General features: G+C 40.1%; 18 protein-coding genes and 1 pseudogene. 17 read left to right on the forward strand and 2 right to left on the reverse strand.

All coding sequences use genetic code 11. The features are described from left to right. The first annotated feature begins 35 nt into the window (after nt 1-35). From ATCC51562_RS05005 to ATCC51562_RS05060, 12 genes and pseudogenes are all read left to right on the forward strand, one after another. Nucleotides 36-791 carry a hypothetical protein gene (locus ATCC51562_RS05005; protein ID WP_021091113.1) on the forward strand — a complete coding sequence of 252 codons (756 nt, stop codon included), beginning with the start codon at nt 36-38 and terminating at the stop codon, nt 789-791. Next, the gene (locus ATCC51562_RS05010; RefSeq protein ID WP_021091146.1) at nt 784-2,040 is read left to right on the forward strand and encodes a nitrous oxide reductase family maturation protein NosD; all 1,257 of its coding nucleotides are present in this window, start codon (nt 784-786) and stop codon (nt 2,038-2,040) included. The genes ATCC51562_RS05005 and ATCC51562_RS05010 overlap by 8 nt, the downstream gene beginning before the upstream one ends. Next, the gene (locus ATCC51562_RS05015) at nt 2,033-2,710 is read left to right on the forward strand and encodes a 4Fe-4S dicluster domain-containing protein (RefSeq protein WP_021091140.1); all 678 of its coding nucleotides are present in this window, start codon (nt 2,033-2,035) and stop codon (nt 2,708-2,710) included. Before ATCC51562_RS05010 ends, ATCC51562_RS05015 begins: the two co-directional genes overlap by 8 nt. Then, entirely contained in the window at nt 2,707-3,255 is a 549-nt protein-coding gene (locus tag ATCC51562_RS05020; RefSeq protein WP_021091099.1) for a c-type cytochrome, read from the forward strand. Before ATCC51562_RS05015 ends, ATCC51562_RS05020 begins: the two co-directional genes overlap by 4 nt. Continuing rightward, nucleotides 3,255-3,716 carry a c-type cytochrome gene (locus tag ATCC51562_RS05025; protein WP_021091137.1) on the forward strand — a complete coding sequence of 154 codons (462 nt, stop codon included), beginning with the start codon at nt 3,255-3,257 and terminating at the stop codon, nt 3,714-3,716. The genes ATCC51562_RS05020 and ATCC51562_RS05025 overlap by 1 nt, the downstream gene beginning before the upstream one ends. Before the next feature lie 2 nt (nt 3,717-3,718). Next, complete coding sequence (locus ATCC51562_RS05030) at nt 3,719-4,618, forward strand: NapH/MauN family ferredoxin-type protein (protein WP_021091114.1); 900 nt, start codon at nt 3,719-3,721, stop codon at nt 4,616-4,618. A gap of 10 nt (nt 4,619-4,628) precedes the next feature. Then, nucleotides 4,629-5,282, forward strand: coding sequence for an ABC transporter ATP-binding protein (locus tag ATCC51562_RS05035; RefSeq protein ID WP_021091117.1), 654 nt, complete (start codon nt 4,629-4,631; stop codon nt 5,280-5,282). Next, a complete protein-coding gene (locus ATCC51562_RS05040) occupies nt 5,275-6,102 on the forward strand; it encodes an ABC transporter permease (RefSeq protein ID WP_021091134.1) in 828 nt (275 codons plus the stop codon). The genes ATCC51562_RS05035 and ATCC51562_RS05040 overlap by 8 nt, the downstream gene beginning before the upstream one ends. 135 nt (nt 6,103-6,237) lie before the next feature. After that, nucleotides 6,238-6,645 (forward strand): tetratricopeptide repeat protein, encoded by a 408-nt coding sequence (locus ATCC51562_RS05045; protein ID WP_021091145.1) that lies wholly within the window; start codon nt 6,238-6,240, stop codon nt 6,643-6,645. A gap of 395 nt (nt 6,646-7,040) precedes the next feature. Beyond that, nucleotides 7,041-8,138, forward strand: a complete 1,098-nt coding sequence (locus ATCC51562_RS05050) for a PepSY-associated TM helix domain-containing protein (protein WP_021091108.1) — start codon at nt 7,041-7,043, stop codon at nt 8,136-8,138. Further along, nucleotides 8,119-10,234, forward strand: a pseudogene (locus ATCC51562_RS05055) (TonB-dependent siderophore receptor). Before ATCC51562_RS05050 ends, ATCC51562_RS05055 begins: the two are co-directional and overlap by 20 nt. A gap of 88 nt (nt 10,235-10,322) precedes the next feature. After that, nucleotides 10,323-10,856, forward strand: coding sequence for a hypothetical protein (locus ATCC51562_RS05060; protein WP_021091086.1), 534 nt, complete (start codon nt 10,323-10,325; stop codon nt 10,854-10,856). A 7-nt stretch (nt 10,857-10,863) separates the two neighbouring features. On the opposite strand, the gene ATCC51562_RS05065 is transcribed toward ATCC51562_RS05060, so the two are convergent. Further along, nucleotides 10,864-11,079 carry a hypothetical protein gene (locus ATCC51562_RS05065; RefSeq protein WP_021091133.1) on the reverse strand — a complete coding sequence of 72 codons (216 nt, stop codon included), beginning with the start codon at nt 11,077-11,079 and terminating at the stop codon, nt 10,864-10,866. Beyond that, a complete protein-coding gene (locus tag ATCC51562_RS05070; RefSeq protein WP_021091076.1) occupies nt 11,076-11,804 on the reverse strand; it encodes a hypothetical protein in 729 nt (242 codons plus the stop codon). Before ATCC51562_RS05070 ends, ATCC51562_RS05065 begins: the two co-directional genes overlap by 4 nt. A gap of 131 nt (nt 11,805-11,935) precedes the next feature. On the opposite strand from ATCC51562_RS05070, the gene ATCC51562_RS05075 reads away from it, so the two are divergent. The 5 genes from ATCC51562_RS05075 (at nt 11,936) to ATCC51562_RS05095 (ending at nt 17,692) form a co-directional block, all read left to right on the forward strand. Next, nucleotides 11,936-13,987 (forward strand): TonB-dependent receptor plug domain-containing protein, encoded by a 2,052-nt coding sequence (locus tag ATCC51562_RS05075; RefSeq protein ID WP_021091085.1) that lies wholly within the window; start codon nt 11,936-11,938, stop codon nt 13,985-13,987. An 88-nt stretch (nt 13,988-14,075) separates the two neighbouring features. Further along, complete coding sequence (locus ATCC51562_RS05080) at nt 14,076-15,128, forward strand: ABC transporter substrate-binding protein (protein ID WP_021091138.1); 1,053 nt, start codon at nt 14,076-14,078, stop codon at nt 15,126-15,128. A gap of 10 nt (nt 15,129-15,138) precedes the next feature. Continuing rightward, nucleotides 15,139-16,140, forward strand: a complete 1,002-nt coding sequence (locus ATCC51562_RS05085; RefSeq protein WP_021091102.1) for a FecCD family ABC transporter permease — start codon at nt 15,139-15,141, stop codon at nt 16,138-16,140. Next, nucleotides 16,140-16,886: an ABC transporter ATP-binding protein gene (locus tag ATCC51562_RS05090; protein ID WP_021091101.1), complete on the forward strand. Its 747-nt coding sequence runs from the start codon at nt 16,140-16,142 to the stop codon at nt 16,884-16,886. The genes ATCC51562_RS05085 and ATCC51562_RS05090 overlap by 1 nt, the downstream gene beginning before the upstream one ends. Continuing rightward, the gene (locus ATCC51562_RS05095; RefSeq protein ID WP_021091110.1) at nt 16,883-17,692 is read left to right on the forward strand and encodes a class I SAM-dependent methyltransferase; all 810 of its coding nucleotides are present in this window, start codon (nt 16,883-16,885) and stop codon (nt 17,690-17,692) included. Before ATCC51562_RS05090 ends, ATCC51562_RS05095 begins: the two co-directional genes overlap by 4 nt. Nucleotides 17,693-17,881 lie beyond the last annotated feature (189 nt).

A 17,881-nucleotide genomic window follows, 5' to 3' on the forward strand; every position in this document is an offset into this window, starting at 1 on the left:
TAGCAAGTGAAATTTTAAAATTTAAAGGAGAGATCATGAGTAAATATAAAATTTATACCATTGTTGCACTTGTCTTAATGACTGTTTGTTTTACTTTGCCTGTTCTTGGTTGGCACGGAGCAAAAGAGCGTATAGCTGATGGCGATGAACTACCATCTTATACTTACGGTATCTATAATCTTTATAGTTCATTTCAGTATAAAAATCACCTTTTACCAAAAGATGTAGCAAGCGATCTTCATAAGATGATTGAACAAAAAGCAGAGATTGGTACGCCATCTTTTCCTATCTGGTACGTCTCTCTTGAAGCTCCAAATTATCCAAAATCAGCCTTTCCTGATGGAATTCCTGTATATTTTCACGTAGATGGATATAGTGGCGACGTGCATGAGATGAATACGATAAATCACTACATTGGTATGTATCCTATGGAGCATGGCGGAAATTTAGAGCGAGCGATAGCGCCTTATTATTTGCTTATTTCAACGCTTTGTATGCTCGCATTTTTGTATTACAACGGCAAATTTAACTCACTTCTTATGGTTCCAACGATTATCGCGCCTGTGCTATTTATGAGCGCATTTGCAGGATGGCTTTACTGGTATGGACACAATATGCAAGAGTGGGGCGCATTTAAGATTAAACCATTTATGCCAACAGTTTTAGGCGATGGTAGCGTTGCACAATTTACAACTCACTCTTATCCAAGTATCGGATTTTGGGTTATGATCGCTATGAGCGTATTTTGCATACTTGCAGTATTTTCAAAGAAAAAAGAGCTAAATGCGTAAAATTTTCAATTTTGCCCTTGCTTTCTTGCCTATTTTTAGCTCTGCAAATATCCTTCAAGATGCAATAAATAACGCTAGCCCTGGCGATGTTATAAAGCTAGGGGACGGTATCTATGAAGGAAGCATAACTATAAATAAACCGCTTAGTATCGTTGGCGAGGGCAAAAACGCTCATATAAAAGGAAATGGTAAAGGCACAGTTGTAAAGATTATTGCCTCAAATGTTACGCTTAGAAATTTAAAGATAAGTGGTAGCGGAAATGACCTTGGTGAGCTAGATGCTGGCATTGGCTGTGATAAAGCAAATAATGTCTTGATTACGCAAAATGACTTGAGTGACGTGCTTTTTGGGATTGATTTTAAAGAGTGCAGTAGCTCAAAGATCACTGAAAATAACATCACTTCTAAAAAGGGGGCCAGTCTTGGTTTTAGAGGTGATGCTATTAGACTCTGGTATAGCCATGAAAATTTAATAGAAGGCAATTATATTTATGATAGCCGCGATATGGTTGCATGGTATGCAAGTCATAATAAATTTTTAAAAAATAAAGCGATCCGCGGTAGATATTCGCTTCATTTTATGTACGCAAATCAAAATTTAGTCGAAAATAATGATTTTATTGGCAATGCAGTCGGAATGTTTTTTATGTATTCAGCTGGTTCAAATATAAAAAATAATCTTGTTATGGATAGTGACGGCGCTTTTGGTATCGGCATTGGTCTAAAAGATGTTTCAAATTTTACTATCGAAAATAATACACTTATCTATAATGCGAGAGGAATTTTGCTTGATAACTCGCCGTTTCAGCCAGGCTCAACGATAAATTTCTTAGGCAATAAAATTTTACACAACGTAGTTGGCGTATATTTTCACGCTACTCAGGGGACAAGCATATTTGAAAATAATGATTTTATAGGCAATATGGATATCGTTGCGAACGACACTCCAGGCGATAAAATGGCATTAAATCGGTGGAGTAAAAATTATTATGATGAGTATGAGAGCTTTGATAGAGATAAAGATGGCTATGGCGATACGCCGTTTATGCATCTATCGTATGCCGATCAGCTTTGGCAGTACTATCCAAATTTGCAGTTTTTCTATGGCTCAAGTGTCTTTAGTATCTTAAATTTTTTAGCCAAACTCGCACCATTTTCTGAGCCGATAAAGCTACTTGAAGATAGCACGCCAAGGATAAAACCACTTGATGCTTCAAATTTTAACGCGTTAAAGGTAAAGCGTGGATAGAAGAAAATTTATAATCTTAGGCTCAGTCGCAGCTGCCGCAGGATATGGCATAGGTAAAATTTTGCCAAAAAGTAGCGGTGACAAACTCTATCTTAGACCACCAGGCGCGGTTGATGACTTCGATGATCTTTGTGTTAAATGCGGTCAGTGTGTGCAGGTATGCCCTTATCACAGTATAAGTTTGCTTGATATAAAAGATGGATATTCAAATGGTACAGCATACATAGATCCTAAAAAAAGAGGTTGCTATTTATGTGATCTTTTCCCATGTGTGCTCGCCTGTCCAAGTGGTGCGTTAGATCATGCTACAAAAGTTGTTGATGATGTGAAAATGGGTGTTGCTGTCTTGAGTAATGCAAATGCCTGTATGTGCCTAAAAAGAGAAAAACTAAGCGAAGATAGCGTTGAAGATTTGCTTGTTCGCAAAGTTTATAACGATAGAGAAGAGGCAGAAAAAGATAAGATAAAAGGCAAAATCGGTCAAATTTGTGACCTTTGTGTCAGCATTTGCCCAGTTGGCGATAGTGCAATAGTAATGAGTGAAGCAAATTTGCCACTCATAAAGCATGGCTGTGTTGGGTGTGGGGTGTGTGCTGAGGTTTGCCCTGTAAAAATTATAAATATTGCCCCAAAGATGAGTTTTGATGAAATTTATAAGGAGAAAAAATGAGGCTAATAATTTCTTTAGTGGCGGCTATATTGTTTTTTGCTGGCTGTGAAAAGAGCGATGACAAAGCGCAAAAAGCAGCTAACGAGCAACCAATAAATGTAGCCACGAGTGCTAGTATAAAGGTTGAAAAAAAAGAAAATAACCAAAGCACAAATAAACAAAATGACTTCATAAAATACGATATGCACGGCGAAAAGAGCGTAAAATTTGGACTTGAAGATAATAACGTAAGCCGTCAAATCGGTGCTTTAGCAATGGTAAGAACCCCTCTTCAAACTATAAATTTAAGACTTATAAAGGGCAGACTTAGCAAAAATTTCATTACAAAATGCTCAGCTTGTCACGATGATTACGCAAATGGCATCATCGGGCCATCACTTTTAACAAAAAGTGAAAATGAAATTTATACAATGATAAATGCTTATAAAAATAAAGAAAAAGTCAATGTCTTGATGCGAGATCTTGTTAAAAAAATGGATGATAGTGAAATCAGAAATTTAGCTAAAGAAATCAGTGATTTTAATACACAATTTAGGAGCAAATAATGAAAGTAGGAAAGATTATAACCATTATTTTAGCGATAGCAATTTGCGGTATCATGGTGTTTATGTTAAGCCAGACTCCGCCTAAAAAGGAAAAAGTAGCAACTAATGCTCAGCCAAAAGTAGAGCAAAATTTTACAAAAGAGCAGCCAAAGTCTAGTGAAGAATTTGCCAGCGAAGATGAGCTAAAAAAGGTAAAAGAACTAAGTCTAAGTGTGGCTAAAGTGCACAATGAAGGCGTTAGCAAGCAGTATCTAACAACTTGTGCCCCGTGTCATGGTGCAAATGCAAAAGGTGTCGTAGCTCCCGATATAACACACCTAAGTAAGGATGAATTACTTAAAAAACTAGCTGATTATAAAGCTGGTAAGGTACAAAACTCACTTATGAAGGGGCTACTTACAAATGTTAGTGATAGCGAGCTTGAAAGCCTTGCAGATGAAATTTCTAAATTTAAAAAGTAAAAATGGACAAATATAACACTCGTGCGACGATTAGAAATGTAAGCTTTCTAAGCACGTTAATCACAACTACAAAAGATGGCAAAAAGCGTCCTAGTATACGTTTTTGGCGTATTTTTAGCATTATTTTAGTCCATCTTTTATTTGTACTTTCATATAGAGTCGATATACAAATTTTAGAAGGCGACATCAGTGCGTCAAGGATATTTGGTTTTCACTTGGCAGATGCTTTTATGAGCCTGCAAGTATTTCTAGCGACGCATGAAATCCATGTAAATTTAATAATTGGCTCACTTAGTATCTTGGCCTTTTATATCATTTTTGGCGGCAGAGGCTTTTGCTCTTGGATCTGTCCTTATTCGTTAATAAGTGAAATAGCTGAGAAGATCCATGAAAATTTACGCGCTAAAAAGATAGTAAAACCACGAGTTTTTGATACAAAGTGGCGATATATTTTTACCATTTTATTTTTAACTCTTAGCTTTGCTAGTGCAAGCCTTACATTTGAAATTTTTAATGTTGTTGGGATTTTTTCAAGATTTATTATCTATGGCTATTTTCATGCTATTTGGTTCGTTGTAGCCATGCTTATGGTTGAAATTTTCTTCTCACGCAGAGCTTGGTGCAGGTATGTCTGTCCTATTGGAGCTACTTACTCGGTGCTAGCTAAACCAAATGCCATAAAAGTTAGCTGGGATAAAGAAAAATGCGATCATTGCTTAGTTTGCACTGATGTTTGTCTAGTGCCTCACGTACTTTTTATGACAAAAAAGGGAGCAAAGCTTGACGAGAGCAAAAATATCTTTAGGATAGCTGGCGCTGATTGTACACTTTGTGGTAGGTGTATTGATGTGTGTCATCAAGATGCACTGAAATTTGACAACGGCTTTAAAAAACTCATATAAGGAAAAATTTTTGATAGATATAAAAGAAGTAACGAAAATTTTTGGCTCGCAAAGGATACTTGACAATGTTAGCCTAAATGTAAAATCTGGTGAAAAAATAGCAATACTTGGACAAAATGGAGCTGGCAAAAGCTCGCTCATGCGTATCATTTTAGGCGAGTTTATCCCAAATAGCGGAAACATCGCAATAAATGGCGTAAATACTCTAAAAGATAGAAAAGGGGCTTTGAAATTTATCTCATTTGTGCCACAAACCCCACCACCGCTTAAATTTAACCTGCGTGAGCTTTGTGAGTTTGTTTGCAAAAGCTCAAATGTAAAATTTGAAGAGATTGAGAAATTTAGCAAGCTTTTAGAGCTTGATTTGAATGCAAATTTAAATAAGCCATTTTATAAGCTCTCTGGCGGCATGAAACAAAAGATGCTAATAGCCATTGCATTTGCTAAGGATAGTGAAATTTTGATGTTTGATGAGCCAACGGCAAATCTTGATGTGAAAGCAAGGCTTTCTTTTAAAAATTTACTTGATAACTTCACGCAAAATAAAACACTTGTTTTTATTTCACACCGTATTGATGAGATAGCAAATTTATTAGATAGATGCGTCTATATGGATCTTGGCAAGATAATCAAAGAAGAAAATTTAAGGAGCAAGAGTGAATAATCTTTTTTTAATAGCAAAGCTTGATGTTAAAGAGTCTTTTCGCTCAAGATGGTTTGTGATATATGCTGCGCTTTTTTCTGCTTTGATGATAGGATTTTTATTTAGCGGAGTGACTGACTCACGTGTGCTCGGCTTTTCTGGGCTTACTAGAGCATTGCTTTTGTTTATTCAAATTTGTGTCATCATTGTGCCTATTTTTATTCTCATCTCAACCGTAAGAAGTATAAATCAAGATAGAGATACAAATTTGCTTGAATACATCCTTAGTTTCCCGCTAAGTCTTAGAGAGTATTACTTTGGTAAGGCACTGGGCCGTACATTTGTTGTTTTTGTTCCACTTTTATTTGCTCTTTTGCTTTGCGTGATCGTTGGTTTTATAAAAGGTGTTGCGATACCTTGGAGTGTATTAACGCTTTATTTTGGGCTACTTTTTAGCTTAAGTATCATTTTCTTATCGCTTGGATTTTTTATCTCAAGCGTGATTAAAAATCAAGAGACAGGCCAAGGTGTAGCGTTTTTACTTTGGCTTATAATGCTTGCATTTATTGATCTAGCATTAATTGGACTTCTTATGCGAAGTTCAGTCGATGAGTACGTTATTTACGCTATTGCTATACTAAATCCGATAGAACTTTTCAGGATAGCAGCGCTTAGTCTTTTTGATCCAAATTTAGCGGTTATCGGTACTGCATCTTATTTTATTTTAAGCACCTTTCCAAAGGCGGCATTTGTAGCTTATGCGATTATTTATCCGCTCGCACTAGGCATTATTTTGCTAGTTTGTGGCTATTTTGCCTTTAGTAAAAAAGATTTGGTTTGAGATTGTTTTTTGTTAAAGAAAAGTTGGTTTTAAATTTAGACGAAACTTGTATTATTCCACTTGTCCAACAAGAAACCTCCTTTTTGTAATAGCTCCCTTTCCCCTAAAGGGAGCTAACTTCTTCCAAGGAAATTTATGAAAAAATCCATTTTATTTTTAGTATTTGCACTTCTATCTTTGAATGCAAACTGGGATATAAATATGCAAGAGTGTATTAATAAAAGTAACGCTAAAGCTTGCGAGAGTTTTACAAAAAAGCTTTCAAGTGAGTGTGAGAATAAAGATAAAATTTCTTGCTTTATCTATGCAGATATGCTAGGACGCGGCCTTGGCGTAGAAAAAGACACGCAAAAATCTTTTGAGATATTTAAATCGCTTTGTGATGACGGTAGTAGTGAAGCTTGCTATGAGCTAGCGACAAAGTATCTTCAAGGAAATGGCACTGAGCAAAGCTTTGATCTTTCTGCAAACGCTCTTGATAAAGCTTGCAAGATGGGCAGTAAACGAGCTTGCAATGTATTAGAGTTTGTGCCTAAAAATTAGCCTAATTTTATGCTTGTACTAATTAAAAGAAATTTCTTAAATATAGTTTCTTTAAAGTTAAATTTACTTTAGTATTACTTGGAATTTCTTTTTTATTAACTAAAAATTTTATTAAAATTTATGCTTAAATAATACTATTTCATCGTCCTAAATGGACCCTCCTTTTTGTAACTGATAAGTCTTTGCTTCCCCCTTTTCTGGCTTTTCGTATACACAAAGAGGAGTTGCTTATTCTTTTAAAAATCAAATCTATTTATTTTTTTCAATTTACATTCTATAAAAATTTTTCTTTTCTGGAATCATAATTGATAATAGTTTTAAATATTATCAAAGTAAATTTTGTGTAAGATTGCGAGCCATTATCAAAACCTACCATCAAAAGGCTTTAAAACAAAGTGAAATTTCTAAATCAAAAATTTTTTTATAAATTGCACACTTATTTATCTATATTATTTTTCATTCCACTTGCAGTAGTTTGTTTTAGCGGTGCGATCCTCGTTTATAAAAATGAGATAAACAGCCTTCTTGCCCCAAATGTCGTAAATGTAAATTTAAACAAAGAAAATTTAAGCAAAAGGATCAGCTTTGATGAGCAAAGAGAGATCATCGCAAGCGAGCTTGACGGCTACGAGATGGTCGGCATCAATATCGATGCAAATCCTAAAAAATGCGACAAAATTTGGTTGATCGAGCACAATGATAGTCAAAAAGAGTGGAAATTTATCTATTTTGACGCTTTTAGCGGTAAGATAAAGAGCGAGCCACTGGCACACGATGAGGGATTTTTCGGGGTTTTAGCGCATATCCACGAGGAGCTTTTGCTTGAAAAAAGTGGCAATGTTATCCTTTTTCTAACAGCTATTTTTACATTTTTTATCTGCATTAGCGGCTTTGTGATCTACCGCAAATTTTGGCTAACTCTGCTTAGACTGCGCGTAAATGGCCTAAATGTTTTCATGAACGACATCCACAAGATAATAGGAATTTTTTGCACGCCAGTTTTACTGCTCATTTGCATAAGTGGTGCTTGGTGGGAATTTCAGATGGCACGCGCGCCAGAGTTTAAAGATGACTTCGTAATAGACGCAAAAATTTACAACAAAGGCCTATCTCTTGACGAGCTGGTGGCTAGCTCGAAAAAGGAGATCAAAGGCTTTGAGCCACACTTCATATCGCTGCCTTTCATGCAAGGAGCAAACATCCGCATCTTTGGCTACGTGATATGGCAAAGTTTCTTGCACAATGAGTACTCAAGCGTGATCACTTATGACAAAGATAGCGGCAAACTAGTTAGCGTCCTAGACATAAAAAATGCAAATTTAAGTGAGAAAATCCTCTCAGCCTTTAGGAGATCGCACTTTGGGAACTACAACCAAACTACAAAATTTATCTGGTTTATAGTGGGCATCTCGCCGCTAGTTTTGAGCATCTCAGGGCTTTATCTGTGGTTTAGAAAATTTAAAAGGAGAAAAAATGAAAAAAATTTTACTTAGCTTAGTTGCTTTAAATTTTGGCGTTGCCTCAAATTTATGCTAATGAAAATGACAAGGTTTTAGAAGCGGTCGATGTCGTGGAGAGCGAGCGAAGAGACGATGCAAACTACTTTGCAAAAGAGCTTGTAAAGAGCACAACTAGGCTAAATTTAACCTCTCGCCAAACGCCACAGTCGCTAACTGTGCTAACAGAAGCAAGGCTAAAAGATCAAGGCATCAAGGACTATCAGGTACTTCTTAGAAATATCCCAGGCGTCACGCTAAATAAAATGGACGAGCGCGTATATCCGACGGCTCGTGGCTTTAAGATAGATTATTACTTGCTTGATTCGATGCCTAGCTTTGGCGGCTTTAGCCTTGGCGCAAATGATATGAGCTTGCTGCCTTATGAAAGAGTTGAGGTGGTAAAAGGGGCAAATGGCCTACTTGCAGGCGCTGGCAATCCAGCTGCAAGCTTAAATTTCATAAGAAAAAGAGCAGACTCAAAGGAGCTAAAAGGAAATTTTGGACTAAGTGCTAGCTCATACGATAGATACGGCGTAAATGGCGATGTGCAAACGCCAGTAAATGAGAGCGGAAGCGTTAGAGCAAGGCTTTCTTTTATGCATGAGAAGTCGCACTCTTATATGGATTATTACAACCGCAAAAATAGCGCGATTTACGGCGTAGTCGATAGCGACATAGGTGATAACTCATGGCTTAGCCTTGGTGCGTTTTATCAAGAGCTAAGACGTCGCGGCGTTAGATGGGGTGGTATGCCAGCATTTTACACAGATGGCTCTAGGACAAATTTTAGTAAAAATGAAATTTTCTCTCAGCCTTGGACTAGGTGGGATATAAAAACGCTTGATTTCTACGCTGATTTTAAGCACTACTTTGAAAATGAAGCGAGCTTAAATTTAAGCTACTCATTTAGGCGGGCAAACACTGACTCAAATTTACTCTACTACGGCGGAGCGGTAAATTTAGATGGCACCGGCAATATGAGTGGTCTTAGCGCCTATGCAAACAAAAGAGAGGAGAACATCCACAACGTCGATGCATACGCAAATATCCCTTACGAGATAGCAAATTTATCCCATGAGTTTGTCTTTGGCGCGATGTATAACAACTATAAAAAAAGTAGCGATAAGGTAAGTAGCTACTTAGTGCAAAAAAATAAGCCAGCTGGGCTTGCTTATACGGCTAGAAGTAGGATAGACTTTAAAAATTTACACCTTGATGATCCAAAGTTTCCTTACGAAGATCAAAATAACAAAGACAAAACGATACAAAAGGCATTTTACGCAGCAAATAAACTATCAATCACCGATGAGCTTAAATTTTTGCTAGGTGCTAGGGTGAGCTACTACAAATACGAGATCGAGGTCGGCAAAGACAATAGAAATTTCACAAATGAGATCACGCCATATCTTGGCATCACTTACGACATCGGAGCAAACCACACTATATATGCTAGCTACACGAGCATATTTAAGCCTCAAAGTTTAAAGGACGCAAATGACAAATATCTTGATCCGATCCAAGGCAAGGACTATGAGGTGGGCATCAAGGGCGAGTATCTTGACGGGGCGCTTCAAGCAAGTCTTGGCGTCTTTAAGATCGTGCAAGACAAGCTTGGCATAGATACTGGCAAGATAAATCCAGCGACAAATGCCAAAATATATGAATCTGGCAAAGGTGTCACAAGCAAGGGCGTCGAGCTAGATATAAATGGCGAGATCACTAAAAACTTAAGCCTAAGCTTTGGTGTAACGCACTTTAACGCAAAAGATGCTAATGGTGAAAAATACGCCACCGACTCATCAAGAAGTACGGCAAATTTATTTGCAAAGTATGAGATCAGAGACTTTAGGGTAGGGGCTGGAGCTATGTATAAGAGCAAAATTTACACTGGCAAAGGCGCAGGTGAGATCACACAAAAGGGCTACACTTTGGCAAATTTGATGTTTGGATATAAATTTGGTAAAAACTTTGACGTGCAGCTAAATATCGATAATCTCTTTAATAAAAAATACTACGAGGGCATCGGCAAAAACATGATGGTTTATGGCGATCCACGCACATTTAATCTCAGCTTTAACTACAATTTTTAATCTAATTAAATCACCAGCTAAATAAGCTGGTGATAAATTTCAACTCCTAAAGTGTATAATTAGAAAAATATATTTTAGGATAAGTATCATGTTTAAAGTAGAGGTTATTTATAAATTCTGTCTTGTTTTAGTTCTTATTTTAGGGCTTTGCATGCTCGCATTCTCTGGTGTAAATTTTGCACTTGGCGAATATAATGAGTACTTACTAAATGCCCATAAAATCGCAGGTTTTTTAATATTGCTTGCTGCAACACTTCACGTTATAAATCGTAGAAAAAAGCTAGTAAAACTAATAAATGAAACAATGGATGTGCTAACACGCAGTAAAAATCCAAGCATTTGCAACATGGACCGCATCATCGCCTCACTCGAGCCATACAGCATAACTGAAATTTCGCAAATGTTGGGCTTTGACGAGGCTATTTTTTGCGAAACTTTACGTAAAAATGGAGTTAAATTTAATGACGCTAGCCAAACTCTACGCCAGATCGCACGAATGAATGATGAAAAGATATTTTTCGTGCTGGTTCTTATAATAGAGGCGAAATTTGGCAAGAGATTTTGCGGTGAGCTAAAGTATAAACGTGGCGGAAAACTTAAAGATAAAAAAATGGTCGCGTAGAGCTAGCTTAGCCTTTGCTAGCTTGTGCCATGCAGATGAAGCTATCTTTACTCCAGCGCCTAAATGCGCAGTCGTAGCAGCTTTTCTCGTCCCCACAGCTCGTCTCCTCTTCGTCGCTATCTAGCTTAAATTTAGCGCAGTTCTGGGCTATTTTATGAGCTTTTTCATAGTTAAATTTGCCGTATTTAAACTCATTTTTCTCATTGAAATTCTGTATCGTCAAAATTCCCGAAGCTCTTTTATGTTTAAATTTCTAAACTTGCCATTTTTGTCTTTTTGCACGAGTAAAGTTGCCTTGTGATGCCAAAATATAGGCTTTAAAGTGCCATCTAAATTTATCATCTCATCTTTTGCGAGCTCTTTAAAATTCTCATCCAAAACCGCTTCTATAAAAGGAAGCTCTATGAGCTTAGCAACGCTTAGCTTTGGCTCATTTAGTTTAAATTTGCCCCTTATCTTGCCATCATCGCCGCTAAGCCTAAGCCCTATACCCGCAAGTGCGCCGATAACGCCATTGGCATTTGGCGTAAGAGCTTTTAAAAATACGTTTTGCTCGCGCGCCGTCTCAAAAGCTTGCTTTGTGGCTAGGAGCATATTTTTTGCATTTTTGCCAAAATTTATTAGCTCTTTCGTATCTTTTATGTCGTCTTTAAAAACAGCTGCGATACCGGGCTCAGCGCTTTTAGCGCATTTATTTGTTAAAAGCTCAAGCGTAATGTCAAGCACCTTTTGCTTTTGTTCTTTTGAAATTTTAGCAACTAAACACATTGAGCTATTGTGCGAAGTGTAGTTTATGCGAGGATCTAGTAAAAGTTGGTGGCGTGTAATAAAAGAGACTTTGGCAAATGAGCTAATTTTTAGGGCTATTTCTTGAGCTAAACTTCCAGTTGAAATTTCTCCGCCAAGCTCGTCTGTATCGTCGATACATAGTAGAAATTCAAAGCACATTTGCACTCTTTCTTTTAAAATTTATCTAGTTTATAAATGAAATTATTTTTTTATATTTTTATAATATTAATATCGTTAGAATGGTAAGTAGCATTATATAAAATAAAAACTTAATGTAAAAAAGGAGCTTTATGAAGAAGTTGGGTTTGATAGCCTGCTGTGCTGCGATGGCACTGCATGGCGAAGTCTTTACTTTAGGTAAAGTTGAGGTTGTTGGAGAGTTAGGTGGCTTACAAAAAAGCGATGCAAACGTCGCCGTAATCAATGAAGAACAGATGCAAAAAGATAACATCAAACGCCTTTCACAGGTTGCTTACACGACACCAGGTGTTTATGTAGATAAAAAAGGCCCGCGCGCCGAGCAAAATTTCTACGTTCGCGGTTTTGACGCGCGCAGAACTCCACTTTTTATCGACGGCATTCCCGTTTACGTGCCTTATGACGGCAACGCCGATTTCGGGCGATTTACGACCTTTGATCTAAGCCGCATAGATATATCAAAAGGCTCTAGCTCGGTGCTTTACGGCCCAAACACCATGGGCGGCGCGATAAATTTAATCACCAAAAAGCCTAGCAAAGAGCTTGAAGGAAGCCTAGGCTACGGCTTTGAGACGGGCAAAAACGCCAAAACCTACGGCAATAACGTCGATTTTAGCATCGGCACGAAGCAAGAGCTATTTTACGCGCAAGCAGGCGGCAGCTACATTGAGGACGCGGGACAGCAGCTATCTCATAAATTTAGCCAAAAATTAACAGGCAACGAGGATGGCGGCAGACGCGACAACTCGGTGCAACGCGATAAGAAATTTAATATAAAATTTGGCTTTACACCAAACGAAACCGACGAATACGCCGTAGCGTACGTAAATCAAAAAGGCGAGAAAGAGCAGCCTTTTTATACCGGTAGATATGCATCTTGGCAACAACAAGTATATAGATACTGGGACTGGCCAAGATGGGATAGAGAGAGTCTCTACTTCTTGTCTCATACTGACTTTGGACCGCTATATGTAAATACAAAAATTTTTAATGACACCTTTGAAAATGAGCTTTATAGCTACGACAATAAAGAAAAAACTGTTTGGGAGAAAGACAAGAATGGCAAACTTTCTCCAAATCACAAAAGCAGATACAAAGATAAATCTTACGGTTTTGGTGTAGAAGTTGGTGGAGACCTTGGCGACAAGGATACTCTTAAATTTGCTACAAGCTATAAGCATGACCACCACAAAGGTGCTAAATATAAAGAGCCCGAAGAGGACATGAAAGATAAGATGTACTCTTTTGGTCTTGAAAATACATATAAATTTAGTGATATGACAAAAATTATTGCAGGTATTAGCTATGATGTTAGAAAGCCCATAAGCGCAAGAGCTTGGGCGACACTTCCTATATCTGGAACCAATAATACAAAATCTGAAATGGTAAGCTATGACGCAAGTAAAGAGCATGCTTTTAACTACCAAGCTGCGATCAAACATAGCTTTGATGGCAATGATGAGTTAAGTTTAAGCTATGCCAAAAAGACATACTTCCCATCTATGAAGGAAAGGTATAGTACGAGATTTAACAGATATATCTCAAATCCTAATTTAAAACCTGAGGTAGCAAATCACTACGAAATCGGCTATCAAAGAAATTTTGGCGAGACATTTAGGCTTGAAACGGCACTCTTTTACTCAAAGATAAAAGATGCCATAGGTGATATCAATACTGGTCTTTATGCAGGGGTTGGCAGAAAAAAAACAGAACTTAGAAAAAGCGTTAATATTGGTAAGTCTGAATATAAAGGCTTTGAGCTAGGTGCGGTGTATTTTGCTACTAAAGATTTGGAGCTAGGTGGTAACTATACTTATTTAAGTGCTAAATATAAAAATACTGATGATTCTTTAGTATTTGACATACCAAAACACAAAGCATTTGCCTATATGGATTATAAGTTCTTATCTAAATTTAGCATCTACCTATCTCAATACATGATGTCTACTCGCTTTTCTAACGCCCAAGAAACTACTAAGTTAGCAGGTTTTGGCACGACAAATATCAAGTTTACCTACAAACCGACCGAGACTCTAAGCTTTGAAGCGGGCGTGTCGAATTTATTTGACAAAAACTACGAGTACAGAGAGGGCTTTCCTGAAGAAGGTAGAATTTTCTTTACAAACGTAAGATATAAATTCTAAATCACTCAAACCAGCTTTTTACAGCTGGTTTGCTAATGAATTTTGATAGAATTCATTAGCAAACTCTTTTTAATTTTAAAGGCAAAAAATGTTTAAAAAAATCCTAATTTTTCTACTTACGGCCGTAAATTTCTGCTTTGCGATGAGCGAGGCGCAAATCAAAGACTACATCGCGCAAAATAGCGAAAACATGGCTCAACTACAAGGCACGCCCGCTAAAATTTACGCCAGTTCGCCGCCGCTTTTATATATGCTTTACGCGCTTGATCCCGCTAAAATCAGCGGCACGAATTTCGAGTGGAACGCCTTCGAGCGCCCCTACGTCAAAAAAGAGGTGCAAGAGCAGCCCGTCGTGGGAGGCTTTTTCGGTCAGGGTAAGATCCCAAACGCCGAGATGCTGCTACGCCTAGACCCTGAGCTCATCCTCGTAAACGCAAGCTCGCGCAACGCCAAAAAGATGAGCGAGGTTTTCGGCTCTATCAAAAAACCGATGCTCTATCTAAGCGCGACGAAGCTTGAGGATTATCTGGACGGGTTTGAAATTTTAGGCGAAATCACGGGCAAAAAGGAGCGCGCGGCGCAACTCGTAAAATACGCAAAAGGGTCGCTAAATTTGACCGCGCAGATTGAGGAATACATTAAGAAAAACAACCTGCAAAAGGTAAAAATCTACTACGCGCAGGGCGGCGACGGGCTAGCCACCGAGTGCGAGGGCTCGTGGCACGCGACGCTCATCGAGCGAGCCGGAGGGCAGAACGTGCATAAGTGTAGCGAAGATCCAAACGCCAAATCCTTCGGGCGCGTTAAAATCAGCTTCGAACAGCTCGTTAAATACGATCCGGACGTCATCCTCATCTACGAAAAAGAGCTGTTTGATAAAATTTACGGCGATCCGAAGTGGCAGCTGCTGGGCGCAGTGAAAAACAAAAAAACGTTTTACATCCCGCGCGAGCCCTTTTCGTGGTTCGACCGCCCGCCTTCGTTTATGAGGTTTTTGGGGCTAAAATGGCTCATAAATTTGGCCTACCCCGAGGCGTTTAAATTTGACATGGCTCGCGAGACGCGCGAGTTTTACAAGCTATTTTTGGACCTTGAGCTCACGGACGAGCAAATTTATAAAATTTTGGGACGCGCCGAGTGAGTAAAGAAAAATGAGCAAAAAGGCGTTTGCGTTTTTAGCCCTGCTGCTGGTGCTTTGCGTCGCTGGCTCGATGTTACTTGGCAAATACGGCTTTGGCGCGAGCGATTACATAAACTACGTCACCGCTCTTTTAAAAGGCGAAAATTTAAAAGAGTATGAAGTGATGCACACGCTCTTGCTCGAGATCCGCCTGCCGCGCATACTCGCCTGCGTGCTCATCGGCGCTAGCCTTGCTATCAGCGGCGCGGCATATCAGGCGATGTTCGTAAACCCGCTCGTAAGCCCCTCGATACTAGGCGTACTAAGCGGCGCGGGATTCGGCGCAGCGGTCGGGATGTTTTTTAAGCTCAATGAATATCTCATCCAGCTTAGCACATTCGGCTTTGGCTTTCTTGCCGTGGCGGTGGCGCTCGGCGTTTCGGCGCTGTATTCGCGCAGCGGTAGCGTCATCGTGCTGGTGCTGGGCGGAGTCATCAGCGGCTCGCTCTTTACCTCGCTGCTCTCTGTGCTAAAATACGCCGCAGACCCGAACGACGCGCTTCCAGCGATCACATATTTTTTGATGGGAAGCCTCGGCTTTGCGTCCAAAAGCTTCATAGAGATTTCGATCCTGCCGATGTGCGCGGGCGTTTTGCTGCTAGCGCTTAGCGGCAAATACCTAAACGCGCTAAGCCTTGGCGAGGAGGAGGCAAAGAGCCTAGGCGTAAACGTGGCGCGGGTTAAAATTTTCATCATCCTAGTCGCGACTTTCGTTAGCGCGCTTAGCGTGACGATCGCGGGCATCATCGGCTGGATCGGGCTTATCGTGCCGCACATCGCGCGTTTTATATTCGGCGCCGACAACCGCGCGGTTCTGGCAAGCTCGGCGATGATCGGCGCGATATTTCTACTCTTTTGCGACAGCTTCTCGCGGCTCATTTTTACCTTTGAGATCCCTATCGGCATCGTCACCTCGCTATTTGGCATCCCGATGTTTATCATCGTGCTTCGCCGCGCCAAGAGGAGCTTTTGATGCGAGAAAATTTGATAGAAGTGCGAAATTTGCGCTTTGCCTACCGCGATAAGCTCGTGCTAAAGGGCATCAGCTTTGACGTCGCGACGGGCGATACGCTAAGCATCCTAGGCGCCAACGGCAGCGGCAAAAGCACCCTGCTTTGCATAATGCTCGGATTTTTAAAATTTGAGGGCGAGGTGCTAATCGCGGGCAAAAGCGTGCGCGACTACGGCAAAAAGGGGTTCGCCTCCCTCGTCGCCTACGTGCCGCAAACGCACGCGCCCTCATACGACTACAGCGTCTTTGACGTCGCGCTGATGGGCGCGCTGTGTAGGACACCGCTGTTTTCTAGCTTTAGCGCGGCGGATAAAAAGCTAGCCGAGCAGGCGCTGGAAAAGATGGGTATCGCGCATCTAAAAAACGCACCCTACACAAAGGTTAGCGGCGGCGAGCGGCAGCTGGCGTACATCGCGCGCACGCTGGTTCAGGGCGCGAAAGTGATCTTTATGGACGAGCCTACAAACGGGCTGGACTTTGGCAATCAGATCAAGCTGCTCGAAATGATAAAAGCTCTAGGCGACGAGGGCTACACCTTCGTGCAGACGACGCACTACCCGCGACATGCGAAGTTCGTCTCAAATTTGACGCTGTTTTTAAAAGACGGCGAAATTTTAACCTTCGGGCGCAGCGAGCAGCTCATAAATGCCGAAAATATCGATAAAATTTACGGCATAAACTACGAAAAGTACGAGGATAGATTATGATTTTACCTTCAAACTACGACGAGATCGACTTTGACGCGCTTTATAAGGCGCAAAAGGCGAGAAGCTCGTTCGGCAAAAAATTTGCCGCGGACTGGGACAAAAAGGCACCCAGCTTCAACGAGGGCGTGATGAAAAGCGCCTACGCGCGAGATTTTATAGATAAGGTCGATTTTACGGGCGTTTCTACGCTGCTTGATTTTGCGTGCGGCGCGGGCGCGCTAAGCGTGTTGGCGGCGAAAAAAGCGGATCAAATTTACGGCTACGACTTTTCGCCTAAGATGCTAGAATTTGCCCGCGAGAATGCTCAAATTTACGGCGCGAAAAACGTTAAATTTGCGCAAAAAGCCTTTGAGGACGACTGGTCGGACGTGCCCGCGTGCGACGTGGTTTTGGCCTCGCGCTGCCTTGAGGTGGACGATCTAAAAACCGCGCTTAATAAGCTTCTTTCAAAGACCAAAAAATCGCTTTACATCACGTTTAAGGTGGGCGGCAGCTTCGTGGATGATGAGATTTTGGACGCGATAGGGCGCAAGGTGGAGCAAAAGCCCGACTTCGTCTATCTTTTAAACATCTTGTTTCAAATGAGCTATTTGCCAAGCCTTAGCTACATAAAGGCTAAGTGCCATGCGGGCCCGGAAACAAGCGCGCAGGAGCTAATCCAAAAGACGCGCTGGGGGCTTGGCGGCGAGCTAAGCGAAACGGAGGAAGCGCGGCTAGCGGAGTATTTTAGTAGCGGCAAATACAAACCAAGGCAAGAATTTATGCACTGGGCGTTCGTAACTGTCGATAAGGCAAATAGAATCTAAATTTAAGCGTTCTATGCAAATTTGTCCCTGAAATGGAGCAAAATTTAATGTTAGTTATATGGCAAAGTAAAAGATAATTGGCAAGTTTTATAAAGTGGTTTTTTGCTTAGTGCCAATGTTTTAAGCAATAAAAATAAAGGTCAGTAGACTTTAAGTTATAGATAGTTTTATGGCGGGTAGAGAGAGATT

The organism is Campylobacter concisus ATCC 51562 (assembly GCF_000466745.1).
Lineage (GTDB): Bacteria > Campylobacterota > Campylobacteria > Campylobacterales > Campylobacteraceae > Campylobacter_A > Campylobacter_A concisus_B.